The organism is Nocardia cyriacigeorgica GUH-2, assembly GCF_000284035.1.
In the GTDB taxonomy this organism is placed as follows: Bacteria; Actinomycetota; Actinomycetes; order Mycobacteriales; family Mycobacteriaceae; genus Nocardia; species Nocardia cyriacigeorgica_B.
The window spans coordinates 688,309-702,055 of the sequence record NC_016887.1 but is presented as its reverse complement, the minus strand read 5'-3'; the positions used below and the strand labels follow the sequence as shown (position 1 = coordinate 702,055).

The 13,747-nt window shown below is 69.9% G+C and carries 11 protein-coding genes; 7 read left to right on the top strand and 4 right to left on the bottom strand.

Annotation, left to right across the window (positions count from 1 at the left end; all coding sequences use genetic code 11):
* Positions 1 to 9 precede the first annotated feature (9 nt).
* Both NOCYR_RS03310 and NOCYR_RS03305 read right to left on the bottom strand, forming a co-directional pair.
* A complete protein-coding gene (locus NOCYR_RS03310) occupies positions 10 to 2,844 on the bottom strand; it encodes a sacsin N-terminal ATP-binding-like domain-containing protein (protein ID WP_014348938.1) in 2,835 nt (944 codons plus the stop codon).
* 47 nt (positions 2,845 to 2,891) lie between these two features.
* Positions 2,892 to 4,400, bottom strand: a complete 1,509-nt coding sequence (locus NOCYR_RS03305; RefSeq protein ID WP_167330481.1) for a DUF3027 domain-containing protein — start codon at positions 4,398 to 4,400, stop codon at positions 2,892 to 2,894.
* A gap of 17 nt (positions 4,401 to 4,417) precedes the next feature.
* On the opposite strand from NOCYR_RS03305, the gene NOCYR_RS03300 reads away from it, so the two are divergent.
* From NOCYR_RS03300 to NOCYR_RS03285, 4 genes are all read left to right on the top strand, one after another.
* Positions 4,418 to 5,203, top strand: coding sequence for a glutaminyl-peptide cyclotransferase (locus NOCYR_RS03300; protein ID WP_014348936.1), 786 nt, complete (start codon positions 4,418 to 4,420; stop codon positions 5,201 to 5,203).
* 171 nt (positions 5,204 to 5,374) lie between these two features.
* Complete coding sequence (locus NOCYR_RS03295) at positions 5,375 to 6,517, top strand: RNA-guided endonuclease InsQ/TnpB family protein (protein ID WP_014348935.1); 1,143 nt, start codon at positions 5,375 to 5,377, stop codon at positions 6,515 to 6,517.
* A gap of 16 nt (positions 6,518 to 6,533) precedes the next feature.
* Positions 6,534 to 8,366 carry an MFS transporter gene (locus NOCYR_RS03290; RefSeq protein WP_014348934.1) on the top strand — a complete coding sequence of 611 codons (1,833 nt, stop codon included), beginning with the start codon at positions 6,534 to 6,536 and terminating at the stop codon, positions 8,364 to 8,366.
* Positions 8,363 to 8,872 (top strand): DUF2771 domain-containing protein, encoded by a 510-nt coding sequence (locus tag NOCYR_RS03285; RefSeq protein WP_014348933.1) that lies wholly within the window; start codon positions 8,363 to 8,365, stop codon positions 8,870 to 8,872. Before NOCYR_RS03290 ends, NOCYR_RS03285 begins: the two co-directional genes overlap by 4 nt.
* Before the next feature lie 73 nt (positions 8,873 to 8,945).
* Here NOCYR_RS03285 and NOCYR_RS03280 read toward each other — a convergent pair whose 3' ends face one another.
* On the bottom strand, positions 8,946 to 9,365 hold the full coding sequence (locus tag NOCYR_RS03280; protein WP_014348932.1) for a cold-shock protein: 420 nt from the start codon (positions 9,363 to 9,365) through the stop codon (positions 8,946 to 8,948).
* 199 nt (positions 9,366 to 9,564) lie between these two features.
* Between NOCYR_RS03280 and NOCYR_RS03275 the strand changes: the two genes are divergently transcribed.
* Both NOCYR_RS03275 and NOCYR_RS03270 read left to right on the top strand, forming a co-directional pair.
* A complete protein-coding gene (locus NOCYR_RS03275; RefSeq protein ID WP_048832715.1) occupies positions 9,565 to 9,807 on the top strand; it encodes a hypothetical protein in 243 nt (80 codons plus the stop codon).
* A 387-nt stretch (positions 9,808 to 10,194) separates the two neighbouring features.
* A complete protein-coding gene (locus NOCYR_RS03270; protein ID WP_014348930.1) occupies positions 10,195 to 10,833 on the top strand; it encodes a resuscitation-promoting factor Rpf1 domain-containing protein in 639 nt (212 codons plus the stop codon).
* 316 nt (positions 10,834 to 11,149) lie between these two features.
* Here NOCYR_RS03270 and NOCYR_RS03265 read toward each other — a convergent pair whose 3' ends face one another.
* Positions 11,150 to 11,338: a hypothetical protein gene (locus NOCYR_RS03265; protein WP_048832713.1), complete on the bottom strand. Its 189-nt coding sequence runs from the start codon at positions 11,336 to 11,338 to the stop codon at positions 11,150 to 11,152.
* Between the two features lie 119 nt (positions 11,339 to 11,457).
* Between NOCYR_RS03265 and NOCYR_RS03260 the strand changes: the two genes are divergently transcribed.
* Complete coding sequence (locus NOCYR_RS03260; protein WP_014348929.1) at positions 11,458 to 13,743, top strand: helicase-associated domain-containing protein; 2,286 nt, start codon at positions 11,458 to 11,460, stop codon at positions 13,741 to 13,743.
* Positions 13,744 to 13,747 lie beyond the last annotated feature (4 nt).

The window sequence follows — 13,747 nt, the reverse complement described above, 5'->3', positions numbered from 1 at the left end:
CCGCCCGGATCAGCCGCGGGCCTGCGGGTTCCGGATGTGTGTGGTGTCGCCGTCGCGCCACCACAGCACCTCGGCCGTGTGCTGCACCGCGCCGGACAGCCGCACGCGCAACTCGTCGTGCACGATCAGCTCACCGTCGTCGCCGGGGAGATCGAACAGCTGACGCAGCACCACGCCCATCGGTTCGCTCGCCCAGCTGCTCGCGCGTCCGGTGCTGATCACCTCCGCCGTCACCACTTCCGACACCAGTGGAAGATCCAGCAGAGTGGCCAAGGCCGGGGCGGACTCGACCGCGCCCGCGACCAGCCTGTGCGGTGGGATCGCCAGGCCGAACCATGGCTGATCCAGCACCATCGCCTCCCCCGGATCGACCGTTTCGCCCGACAGTGCGCGCACCAGGTCGGGCAGTTCCAGTTCGGTGAGGTCGAGATGTTCCTCGGCGGCGGCGAGCAGCGCGTGGGTGCGCGCGATGACCTGCGGGGTCGGGGATTTCGCCGGGTCTGCGAGGGCGGCGAGCAGTGCCTCGGCCAGCGGCGGGGTGATCGTCGCGGGGTCGGCGAGGACCGGGCGGAGGGCGTCGATCTCGGCGCGCGAGAAGCCGGGTGCGGTGAATTCGGGGAGTAGACCGGCGAATTCGGGTTCGTCGGGATGGCGCAAGAGGCCCAGCTCGGTGCCGTCGATCCGGGCGAAGCGGCGCAACCACCAGGCGGTGTAGCCGTTCGGGTCCGCCAGCAGAGGGCGGGTGCGTTCCGCGGTGGCCAGTTGGCGCAGGGCCTGCGGCCAGGCGACGTCGTCGACCAGGTCCAGGTCGCGCACGGCGATCAGCTCCGGCGGATCCTCGGGCAGCCCGGCCCACCAGGCCTCTTCGTCTGGGAGGTCGTGATCGGGACCGGTCGGGTCCGTCTCGGTGACGATCGCGAAATCCCAGCCGACACCCACCACCCGCAAGGCATCGGCTCCGTAGCGGTCGACCACATCCTGGTCGACAGTGCCGAACGGAGAATCCTCGACCAGCACCGCCCGCAGCGGCGCACCGGGTAGCAGCAGCTCATCGGCCGGGAGCAATTCGCCTGTGTCATCGGGCAATTCGAGAAGGCCGAGCCATGACGGAAGGTTCGCCGGATCGGCTTGGGCCGCCAGCCGCAGTACCGCGTCGGTGGTGTCGGGATCGCCCGGGTGATCCTCGAGTTCAGCGCGCAGCCCCGGATCCGAGAGCAGATCGGGCACCGTCGCCTGCCGTGCGCCCAGCCGCGTCAGCAGCGGATGCGCCGCCTCCGGATGAATCAGCCGCGCCCAGTGCACCGGAATCGGTGCGTGCAGTTCGTCATCGAGGACGGCGGTGCGCGGGCCCGTGACCAGGCGCCCATCGGCCAGCGGGACAGCGAGCGCGCCGAGCTCTTCGACGGCCAGCGGGTCGGTGACGTACGGCTCGAGGGCCGCGTACAGCTCCTGCCACCAAAAGGGCGGGCGGTCCAGTCCGGCCGACAGTTCCGCCAGGCGCGCGAGACCGATGCGGTGCACGTCGAGGACGGACAGGGCTTCGGCATGTGGGCCGCCGGAGAGTTCCGGGATCACAAGGGGGCCTAGGACATCCGATAAGAGCGTGGCGAGTTCGGGGGTGAGGTCGGGGAAGACGCTGGCTCGGGTGGGGATGGCGGCGCCGTCGGCGTGGCGGGAGAGATCAGTGTCGTGGGCGGCGAGTCGGGCGGTATCGGGCGGTTCGATGAAGGCTTCGGGTTCATCGGGCGAGGTGACGGTTGGGCCGGAACCCTGGCCGGTCGCGAGTACCGGGAGCCAGGGGTGGGTTTGGAGTTCGCGGAGGAGGGCTTCGCGGAGCAGTCCGTCGGCGTCGCTGCGGGCGAAGCCCGGGACGGGGACCAGCGTGAGGCGGTCGCGTGGGGGCAGGGCGCGGGCGAAATCGGCGTACCCCGAGGCCAGTTCCGCCAGGTGGGCGCCGGGGAGCAGGCGGCGACGGTCGGGCTGCATGGGGATGTCGGCGATGAGCAGGGCCGGGAGGGAGAGCTCCTCGTCGGAGCGGGTCGGGGCACGCAGGGCGTCGGGCGCGACACGTACCGGACGGCCGTCGCGGATCGGCAGCAGCCAGCGCGCACGGGCGGTGCGGAACTGCCACCAGCGTTGATCGAGATCGGGGCCGGTGATGTGCAGCTCTTGGAGACCGTGTGCCGAATCGCTTGTGGTGCTGATGAATTCGTCGTCGCCGACCTGGATCTCACGGAGGGCGGGGAGTTCGAGCAGGAGTTCGGCGGCTTCGGACCGCAGGGCCGTCAGCAAGGCCTGCGGGTCGACGTCATCGCGCAGGCGCAGCACGACCTCGGTATCGAAACCCGGTGCGGGGCCGTCCGCGCTCGGCCACACCAAACGCAACGCGGGTGGCTGCCAGCGTTCGGCGGCGGTGGTTTCCGTCTCGCCGGGTACATGAATGTCGTTCTGGTGCAGCGCCTCCAGCGTCTCCGCGCGGGAGAATCGGAGCGAGCCGGTAGTCGATCGGATCTCGATCTCGTCGCTCACCGTCAGCACGGCCGTGAAACCGACGCCGAAGCGGCCGACCGTGGCGGCCGGGTCCGACTTGCCGGAAGCACGCAGCGCCGTCAGCGCATGGACGCCGGAAAGATCCAGCGGTGCACCGGTATTCGCGATGTGCAGGGCGTCGCCGGCCAACCAGACCGCGAGCCGGCCGGGCGCGTCCACCTTGGCGGCGGCATCGGCGGCATTCTGCGCCAACTCCGTCAGCAGCCGGTCCCGATACCCGGCCCGCACCAGATCGGCCTCGGTCGCCGCATCCTCCCGCAACCGCGTCGGCGAATCCCGCCAGGCCGTGAGCACACCGGCACGCAGGGACGCCGTACCGAACGGATCGTCCCCCGCCGCGTTCAGCTCAGCGCCGATGACCCGGACTCCGACTGGGCATCCGTCGCCGGAAGATCGCCGGGCTCAGCGGTTTCCCTGGATTCCCCGGTGCCATTGGAGGATCCGGATTCCGGGACCGAAGCGCCGGACTGCTCCGCCCGCGAGACATTCGAAGCTGCCTCGTCGCTGCTCGCTTCCGCCGCGTCAGCAGACCGGTCGCGGACCGAGTCGGCGGGCTCGACGGTGTTCATCGCGTCGGCGTGCTGGTCAGCAGCACCGCTGGAAGCATCTGCGCGCTCGGCCACCGCGGCCTCATCATCAGCGGGCTCTGCAGACTCGACAGCTGTAGTGCCACCAGTGGCGTCAGCGGGCCGGGCGGTGTCCGACTCGGGTGCGCCTTCGGCAGCCTCGGCAGCTGAAGTCACGCCGGAAGCATCAGCGGGCTCGGCGGCAATGGCCGTCTGGGCGGCATCAGAAACCTCGACGCCGACAGGCGCGCCGGCATCAGCCGCAGCGGTTTCGGCCGACTCGACGCGCTCAGCGGTGTCCGCCTCGCGGGCGCCGGCTGCGGGAGTGGCTTCGGCGACCTGAGCGGGTCGGTCCGTTGCGGAATCGGCAGGTTGCTTCTGGCCGGGTTCGTCGGTGACGCCGCTCGCCTCGGCAACCCCGTTGCTCGCAGAGGCATCGGCCGGCCCGTCCACGCTGCCGTCCGCACCAGCGGATCGGGAAGCGCTCTCAGCCGACGCCGTCTCTCCGGCGCCCGCATCGCTGCCCGCGCCGCGCAGCGATTCGGTCGGAACCAGATCCACCGCCGCATCGTCGTAGGCCTCGTACAGTGGCGAACCCGCGCCGGTCGGCACGGTGACGTCGGAATGCGCGCCGCAGCCGTATTCGGTGTGCACGACGTGGCCGTCGGCGCCCATCGCGTTACCGCAGACACCGAAGGCTGCGCGCAGGGCGCCGGCCAGGGGGAGGTAGAAACCGCAGGTGCCGCAGGTGCCGGGGGCGGCCTTGGCCATCTCGGTGTCGGGGCCGAACTCGGTGTACCAGCGCTGGGCGGCCTCCTCGCGGCCTTCGAGGCTGAGCACCTGGGAGCGGCCCAGGCCCACCTGGTACGCCACGTCGTCGATCTCGGGATCGCCGGTGGCGGTGTAGCCGGGGGCCAGGCGCGGGTCGTCGGGCGGCGGGGCCAGCAGGTCGCCGGGGGCCAGGTCGCCGGGGCGCACGCGCTGATCCCACGGCACGAATTCGGGCGCGATCAGGGCGTCGGGGCCGGGCAGCAGGGCCGACTCGCTGACCGTCGGATGGTCCGCACCGGGCGGGGCCGCCACCACGACGGCCCACTGCCAGCCGCGATAGCCGGTCAGGGTGGCCTCGAAACGGTGGGTTGCCGCGTTGTCGTCCTCGGCGGACACACCAAGATGCGCACCGACCCCGGATGGCTCCAGCTCGAGGAGCGCACGACGGGCAAGCTCGACGGCGTCGGCCAGCACGGGCCGCACGCCGGAGTCCGAAACAGAAACTGCGCTCACGGCCTACATTTTGCCGTATGGAGACCGATCGGCGTTCGCTGGCCGTCGCAGCCCTGCTCTGCCTGCTCACCGCGACCGGTTGCGCGCGGGCCGACGACCCGGCCGACAGCGCGCCGCACCTGGTCGTCGAGGTCGTCGGCACGGCACCGCACGACCGGCGCGCCTTCACCCAGGGCTTGCAGATCACCGACGGGGTGCTCTACGAGAGCACCGGGATGTCGGGCGATTCGGGCGTGCGGGCCGTCGACCGCGCCACCGGCGCCGAACTCGCCACCGCGGAACTTCCACCACCGCTGTTCGGTGAGGGAATCGCCGTCGCGGGTGACACGCTGTGGCAGCTCACCTGGAAGGACGGCATCGCCTTCGCCCGCGACCCGGAGACGCTGGCCGAACGCAGACAGGTCTCCTACGAGGGCGAAGGCTGGGGGCTGTGCACCCGCGACGGGCAGCTGGTGATGAGCGACGGCTCGGCCACGCTGACGTTCCGCGACCCGGTCACCTTCGCCCCGACCGGCTCGGTCGAGCTGCAAGGCCGCCCGTCGGCCCGGCTGAACGAGCTGGAATGCGCCGCCGACGGCTCTGTCTACGCCAACACCTGGCCCACCGACGAGATTCTGCGCATCGACCCCGAGACGGGGCAGGTCCTGGCCGTCATCGACGCCTCCGGCCTGCTCAGCCCTGGCGAACGCGCGGGCACCGACGTCCTCAACGGCATCGCCCAGATCCCCGGCACCGACCGCTTCCTGCTCACCGGCAAGTACTGGCCCACCATGTTCGAGGTCCGTTTCGTCCCCGCCCCCTAGGCGAACCACGTCACTTTCGGCGGATTCGCCGGAGAGTGCGTGAGCCCCACCCGCGGTTGTGCGCCAGAATTGACGTTGTGACCCAGCCGCGTAACGCGCAGGCTCTGGCCTCCTGCCCGGGGATAGCGCGATCGACCTATGACGAGAGAACCTCGCGCTACCCTATTAGGTATGGGGGACAAGCTGGTGAAGCGTGCATACCGCTATCGCTTCTACCCAACCCCCGAGCAGATCGATCAACTCGCGAAGACATTCGGGTGCACCCGCTACGTCTACAACCGGGCGCTCGCCGAACGTTCCCGGGCGTGGAAGCAGGAGCAGCGGCGGTTGACACACGCCGAGACCGACAAGATGCTCACGGCTTGGAAACGAAACCCCGAAACGGAGTGGTTGCGGGCTCCGTCGAAGGGTCCTCTGCAAGCAGCGCTGCGGAATCTGCACGCCGCATTCGTGAATTTCTGGGCCAAGCGCGCGAAGTACCCGGCCTTCAAGCGGAAGGGCCGGACGCTCGACTCGGCAACCTACTTCCGAAACTGTTTCACCTTTCGTGGCGGCAGGATCACACTCGCGAAGCAGGATCAGCCGCTGGACATCCGCTGGTCACGTCCTCTGCCGAAGTCCGCGGTGCCGTCCCAGGTGACTGTGTCCCTGAACGCTCGGGGCCAGTACTACATCTCCGTGCTTGTCGAGACCGCGATCGACGAACTACCCAAGGTGTCCGGAACCGTCGGGATCGACGTCGGCATCGAATCACTCGTCACGCTCTCGACGGGCGAGAAGGTTGTCAATCCCCGTCACGAGCAACGAGACCGGCGGCGGCTCGCATCTGCGCAACGCAGGTTGGCCCGAAAGCACAAAGGATCGAAGAACCGGGCGAAAGCCCGCGCCGCGGTGGCGAAAGTCCACGGCCGTATCGCCGACCGCAGGCGGGATCACCTGCACAAACTGTCCACGAGGCTGATCAACGAAAACCAAGTGATCATCATCGAGGATTTGCCGGTACGCAACATGATGCGCAACCGCACCCTTGCGCGTGCGATCGTCGACGCGAGCTGGTCGGAGCTGAGGCGGCAACTGGAGTACAAGGCAGCCTGGTACGGCCGACAGGTGATAGCGATCGATCGCTGGTATCCGTCGAGCAAGAGATGCTCGGCGTGTGGAGCGATCATCGAGAAGCTCCCGCTCGATGTGAGAGAGTGGACGTGCGCCTGTGGCACCTCGCACGACCGCGACGTCAATGCGGCGAAGAATATTCTGGCGGCCGGGCTGGCCGTCGCAGCCTGTGGAGATGGTGTGAGTCCACCCCGCTCTTAGAGCTGGGAGGCAACCGTTGAAGAAGCAGGAACCCCCCGGCTTCCGGGGCGATGCCAATACTCCCAGCGATCCCCCCGGTCCCGCGCGCGGTCGGTGGGACGGCGAAGAGTATCCACCGTATGAGCGGCATCCCGGGTTCGACCGGTATCCGCCACCGAATGCGCCGCGGCGACGTCGTCCGCTGCCGCCGCTGCCGCCGGACCATCCCGGCACCGCCCCGCCGCCGACCCGTCCGCTGACGGAGGTCGAGCACGAGCCCGGCCGGAGTTCGGGTGGGCGCTTCACGCGGTCGATGCGCAAGGAGGAACCGCCGCGCCGGGTCGACGACCGGCGCGAGAAGGCCGACAGCACCGAGAGCCGCGTCGACGACCGTCGCGTCCCGCGCAAGCTCACCGTCACCCGGGTCGCCGCGCTGCGCGGCCGGGAGTTGACCGAGAAGGGTTTCGCCACCTTCCAGCGCGCGGCCAAGGCCGACGGCGCCGACAAATCCGGCCTGACCGCGCTGACCTACGCGACGATGACGAACTTCGCTCTCGACGCCGCGATCGCCGTCGCGCTGGCCAATACCTTGTTCTTCGCCAGCGCCACCGCCGAGAGCAAGACCAAGGTGGCGCTGTATCTGCTGATCACCATCGCCCCGTTCGCGGTGATCGCACCGCTGATCGGGCCCGCGCTGGACCGGTTGCAGCGCGGCCGCAGACTCGCGCTGGCCTCGTCGTTCGCGGTGCGCGCGGTGCTGGCGGTGGTGCTCGTCGTCGACTTCGACACCTGGGCGTTGTATCCGCTGGCGCTGTGCATGATGGTGCTGAGCAAATCCTTCGCCGTGCTCAAGAGCGCGGTGACGCCACGCGTCCTACCACCGGGAATCGACCTGGTGCGCACCAATTCCCGGCTGACGGTGTTCGGCCTGGTCGGCGGCACGATGGGCGCGGGCGCGATCGCCGCGCTGGCGGCCGCCGCCTTCGGTTCGACGGGCGCGCTGGTGCTCGCGGTCGGCATCGCCTGTGCCGGTACCTATCTGAGCCTGCGGATCCCGCGCTGGGTGGAGATCACCGAGGGCGAGGTGCCTGCCACGCTGAGCTATCACGGCGACGACCCCGAGACCGAGGTCATCCCGTCGGGCAAGAAGTCCGCGGTACCCGCCGGTAAACGACGTCAGCCGCTGGGCCGCGCGGTGGTGACCGGGCTGTGGGGTAACAGCAGCATCCGCGTACTCACCGGCTTCCTCACCTTCTATGTGGCGTTCGTCGCGAAGGCCACCGAACACCGTCCGGTGCAGCAGGCGGCCATGCTGGGCGTGGTGGGCGCGGCCGCGGCGATCGGCAACTTCGCCGGTAATGCCAGCGGTGCGCGGATCAAACTGGGCCGGCCCTCGCTGATCGTGGTCAACTGCACGGCCGCCTGCGCGGTGGTCGCATTGTTCGCGATCTTCGCCGACAACCTGCTGGGCGCGGCACTAGCGGCACTGGTCGCGGCCTGCGCCAGCGCGCTGGCCAAGGTGTCGCTGGACGCCGCGATCCAGGACGATCTGCCGCCGGAGTCGATCGCGTCCGGGTTCGGGCGCTCGGAGACCGTGCTCCAGCTCAGCTGGGTAGCCGGCGGCGCGGCCGGTGTGCTGCTGCCGACCGACTACTGGAAGGGTTTCGCGGTGGTGTCGGTGATCTTGGTGGCCGGCCTGGTCCAGACTGTGGTGAGTTATCGCGGCCATTCGCTGCTGCCCGGCTTGGGCGGCAACCGGCCCCAGCACGCCGAGCAGGTGGTCCCGCACCACAGCACCGCCGACACCCCGGTCGCCGCCCGCCGCCGCGGCCGCACCGCCGACATCGAACGAGGAGACCCCATCCGGTGAGCAAACCCAACGCCCGCACCATCGTCGCGCTGTTCACCGCAGGTGTACTCGTGCTCTCGACCGCCTTCGTCGGCGTGCTGACGGTGCTGGTCCGCAACGCCGACGAGCACGATCCGGAGATCACCGCCTACGCGCACGGCCGCACGGTCACCGTGGCTCCGTTCATGTACTGCACGGTGCGGATGGAGGACTGCCGCTACGGCGAGACCGTCAGCCTCGAGGTGCCGCCCGGCTATCCGCTGCAACTGTCGCTGCCCAGCGAGATCGCCGACGCCCCCTGGCTGATCCAGCAGGTGTACGCGCTGCCGTCGGGTGAGGAGATCGCGCAGGTGCGCAGGCACACCGAATTCCCGGACGGAGTGCGCGCGATCACCGTCGAGTCGCAGCCGGAGCCGGATCTGCGGCTGGTCGGCGTGGAGATGCAGTTGCCGATCCTGGCGCGCGACGAAACCGGCGCGGAGTTCTACGTGCCGCACGCGGCGTGGTCGATCAGGACCGCCGAGTAGATCTCGTCACAGCAAAACGGTCGCGGGCATCCACGATGCCCGCGACCGTTTTCTTGTCAGCTGGTGACGACGCTCAGTGATCGAGCTCGCGGGCCACGGCCCGGACGACCTCGGAGATCCGCTGTGCGGTCTTGCGATCCGGGTACCGGCCCTTACGCAGGTCGGGCTGCACCTTGGCCTCGAGCAAGGTGATCATGTCCTCGACCATGCCGTGCAGCTCGTCGGGGGTATGCCTGCGCGCGGCCGGCTCCTTGCGCCCGGCCCGCTCCTGGCCCTGTCGCACCGACGGCGGCGCCTCGAGCAGCTTGAGGCTCAGCGCCTGCGGTCCGCGACGGCCCGCGGCCATCCCGAACTCCACGCGCTGGCCCGGCTTGAGGGTCTCGATGCCTTGGGGCAGCGCAGAAGAGCGGACGTAGACGTCCTCACCCTCGTCCTGGGAAAGGAAGCCGAAGCCCTTTTCGACGTCGTACCACTTCACCCTGCCGGTCGGCACTGCGCTCACCCGTTCATCATTCGAAACCCGGACCCTTGCGGCCCGGGCAGATCCCTATGCGAAGCACCCGCGCGGCCGTGCCGCGATCAGGTCTTGCCCTTGTGCGAAAGAACGCGCCCCACAGGTATGCAGGACGCGCATTGCCGTCGAGTCTACCCCGGTGCCGACCGCGTAAGCACATCAGTTTTACGGTGCAGCGGTGACGAACACTCCCTCGCAGCCGCCATCGGGTCGCCCGCCGCGTCGTTCCGGGGACTGGTTGCTCCAGCTCGCGCTCGGTGTCTTCACGGTCGGCCTGCTGGCGATCGTCGCCATTTTCCTCACGCCCATCCTCACCGACGGCGAACCGGGGCTGTGGCTGTACCTACTGGCGATGCTGACGCCGATCGGATTCGTGTTGGCGCTGGTGTTCACCCTGCGCTCCGGGCGACGAGCCAAGTGACTACAACTAGTTACCCAGGGCAATCGTTACCCAATCCCGCCTGTGATCCTCGTCACATAACGGCCAGATAACAGAACGTTCTTGCAGCCGCCTCGGCCATCGCGCACCCCGCCTAGCTGCACAGAGGGGTCTATGCCGGTCCGAGACCGCTCCGAGACCCCCACATACACGCCGGTTACCAAATGGTGATTTTTCGCGGAGTTCGTCGTACCGTCTTACCCAGCCGGTCCACCCGGCAACCAACCACCGGCCCGCCGCACCGAACCTCACCCCGCGGGTACCGGACCCCCGACGGAATTGAGGGGTGAGGGCGGGACGGACGACCTCTCAGTCCGAACCCGAGCGAGAGCGCCTCGCAGGTGCGTACGAGAGGAAGACGAACCCGATATGAGTGGACGCCATCGCAAGCCAACCTCCACCGGGCGCACCGTAGCCAAGGTCGCCGTCACCGGCGCCATCATGGGCACCGCCGGTGTGGCCTTCGCCGGAAACGCCAGCGCGGCACCCGACTCCGACTGGGATCGACTCGCGCAGTGTGAGGCCGGGGGTAACTGGGCGATCAACACCGGAAACGGTTACCACGGCGGACTTCAGTTCTCCCCGAGCACCTGGCGGGCCCATGGCGGCGGCGAGTACGCCCCCACCGCGAACCAGGCCACCCGCGAACAGCAGATCGCGGTCGCCGAGAAGGTGCTCGCCTCCCAGGGCTGGGGCGCCTGGCCCTCGTGCTCGGCCTCGCTCGGCCTCAGCAGCGGCCCCACCCAGCGTTCGGTGCCCGCCGAGTCCGAGAGCCCGCGCTGGCAGCCCACCCCGCAGCAGCAGGCCGCGCCGCAGCAGGCGGCCGCCGACAGCAGCCAGCAGGTCTTCGACGCCGTCGACCGCGCCATCGCGGTGGTGCAGGCGCAGGGCGTCCAGGTGCCGCAGCAGGCGCTGGATGTGTTCAACGCCGCCAAGGCCAACGGCACCAAGCTCGACCCGGCCGTCGTGAACTTCTTCGAGGCGAACAAGGGTCTGCTCCCCTCCTGAGCCCGAGTCTCATAAACGACTGTGGCCCCGCATCCCATCGGATGCCGGGGCCACAGTCGTTTTCACGTGTTATGCGGGCTCGCAATACGTCGGCCGCGGCTCCGACGGTGCACACCGCGGTCCCCAGAGACTCTGCCCGCGAAGGTGCTTCGGCGCCGGCCGCACCGGAACGTGTCCGGACACACCAAAACCGTCCGCGGACAGGCGTCGACGCGGACGGCGGGTGCGGAGCATCGCCGAATGCGATGAACTACCGGAAGCCAGGCCTCCGGGGCGCCCACGGGCCGCGACGACGTCGGCGGCCGGGGCGCGCGGCTCAGCGGTTGATAACGGTGTGGGGGTGGACGTACGGCAGCTGGTCGACGGGCAACGGGAACTCGGTGTCCTCGCCGAACGGGGACAGGTTGCCGGAGCGCGAGGACGACAGCTCGGTCACCGCATGCTCACCGTCTTCGACCTGCGGCCAGCCGTTGTCGACGTAGGGCTTCTTCGATTTGTTCACCACGCGCCCATTCTGGCATGTGCCCGCATCGAACCGGGCACATGGTCGGCCCGGCTGCGGTGGCAGGCCGGCCGCGGCTCCTGCTCCGGCGGTGTGCGGGCACACATCGTAGGCTGAATCCGATGACCGGTACCGACTCTCTGGCCGACTGGCTCGGCGCCCGCAGCGATGCCGAGCTGGTGTCGCTGCTCGAGTTGCGGCCCGATCTGGCGGTGCCGCTGCCCTCCTCGATGACGGTGCTCGCCGCGCGCGCCGAACAGCGGGCCTCGGTGCTGCGCGCCGCCGACGAGCTCGACACCCTCGAGTTCGCCATCGTGGAGACCCTGGCCGTGCGAGCTGCCTCCGCGCAGCCGCCGCTGACCCGTCGCGAATTGAAGAAGACGCTGCGCGATCGGGTCAAGGCCGCACCGGTCGACGCCGCGCTGAAGCGACTGACCGAGCGGGCCCTGGTCTGGTCCGACGGTGACGCACTGCGTGTGGTTCCCGCCGCCGCGGAGGCACTCCCGTGGCCGATGGGCAGCACCACCGAACTGCCGGACGGGCTGACCGAACCGGAGGTGACGGCCGAGCTGGCCGAGATCTCCCCCACCGAACGGGCTTTGCTGGACAAGCTGGCCGCGACCGGACCGCGCGGGCGCACCAAAGACGCCGCCCCCGGCACCCCACCCGATCGGCCGGTGCAGCAATTGCTGAGCCGCCGGCTGCTGCGGCCGCTGGACGCGGAGACCGTCGAGCTGCCGCTCACCGTCGCCCAGGTGCTGCGCGGCGAGCCCGTCACCGACCCGCATGCGCTCACCCCGCCGACGCCGGCCACCACCAGCCACGCACCCGACGAGGTGAACGCGGTGTGCGCCGGTGAGGTCGGTGAGCTGCTGCGCCATTGCGCGAGCGTGCTGGAGGTGCTCGGCCAGGTGCCTGCGCCCGCCCTGCGTGCGGGCGGACTCGGGGTGCGCGAGACCCGCCGGATCGCCAAACACGCAGGCACCGACGAACAACGCACCGGTCTGCTCATCGAACTGCTGGCCGCCGCCAAGCTGATCGACCGCGGCCTGCCCGATCCGCCGCCCGATATCGACACCACCGACGATTTCTGGGCCCCCACCCCCGCCGCCGACTCCTGGCTGGAAGCCCCGCCGGCCCGGCGCTGGGTGACGCTGGCGCAGGCCTGGCTGGAATCGGATCGGGTGCCGTGGATGATCGGCATGCGCGACGCCAACGACAAACCGCTGGCCGCCCTCGCCCATGAACTGCGCTCACCGCACGCGATGCGCGACCGGCGCGCCATGCTGGCGGTTCTGGCCGAACTGCCCGCGGGCACCGCACTCGAGCCGTCCGGTGCGGCGCGGCTGCTGGCCTGGCGGGCACCGCGCTGGCGCAGGCATTTCCGGCTCGAAGCCGTCGAGCGCACCTTCGGTGAGGCGACGGCGCTGGGCATCATCGGTCGCGGCGCGTTGAGTGCGCCCGGGCGCGCACTGCTGGGCGAGCAGCCCGACCACGCGGGTGCGGCCGAAGCGGCGATGGAGCAGGCGCTGCCCGATCCGGTGGATCATGTGCTGGTGCAAGCGGATCTGACGGTCATCGCGCCCGGTCCGCTGACTGCCGATCTGCAGAGCCGGATCGAACTGGTCGCCGATGTGGAGTCAGCGGGTGCGGCCACCGTATACCGCATCGGTGAGACCTCGGTGCGGCGCGCGCTCGACTCCGGGCTCACCGCCGCCGAACTGCACGGATTGTTCGCCCGGCATTCGCGCACCCCGATCCCGCAGGCGCTGACCTACCTGATCGACGATGTCGCACGCCGGCACGGCCAATTGCGGGCCGGAATGGCGCAGTCGTTCGTGCGCAGCGACGACCCCGCCCTGCTGACCCAGGTACTCAATGCCCCGGTGGCGGCGGAGTTGGCCTTGCGCGCGATCGCACCGACCGTGGCCATCTCGCAGGCGCCGCTGGGCGAGCTGCTGGACCGGTTGCGCGCCGCGGGTTTCACTCCCGCCGGAGAGGATTCGGCCGGAATGATCGTGGATCTGCGGCGACGCGGCGCACGCATCGCCGTGCGCCCGAATGCCCGCCAGGCCTATCGACCGGTGCCGCCGAGCACCGAACAACTGGAACTACTCGTTCGAGAACTACGCGCCGGGGAGCGCGCGGCCGGCGCCCGCTCGACGCAATCGGTGCGCACCGACGGCACCCGCACCGGCACCGCAGCGACCCTGGCATTGCTGCAACTGGCCGCGCGCGGGCGCCGGGCGGTGAACATCGGCTATGTCGACGCGGCGGGAACGGCGATCCAGCGGGTGGTGGAACCGGTGCGCATCGGCAACGGTCAGCTCGATGCGCTGGATCCGGTGACGGGCGCGGTCCGGCACTTCACGCTGCACCGGATCGCGTCGGTCGCGCTGCTGGAATAGGCGC

Excerpts from the sequence above, each read along its gene's own strand:
- NOCYR_RS03295 (WP_014348935.1), top strand. The coding sequence starts at position 5,375 with ATGGGGGACAAGCTGGTGAAGCGTGCATACCGCTATCGCTTCTACCCA.
- NOCYR_RS03260 (WP_014348929.1), top strand. The coding sequence starts at position 11,458 with ATGACCGGTACCGACTCTCTGGCCGACTGGCTCGGCGCCCGCAGCGAT.
- NOCYR_RS03300 (WP_014348936.1), top strand. The coding sequence starts at position 4,418 with ATGGAGACCGATCGGCGTTCGCTGGCCGTCGCAGCCCTGCTCTGCCTG.
- NOCYR_RS03270 (WP_014348930.1), top strand. The coding sequence starts at position 10,195 with ATGAGTGGACGCCATCGCAAGCCAACCTCCACCGGGCGCACCGTAGCC.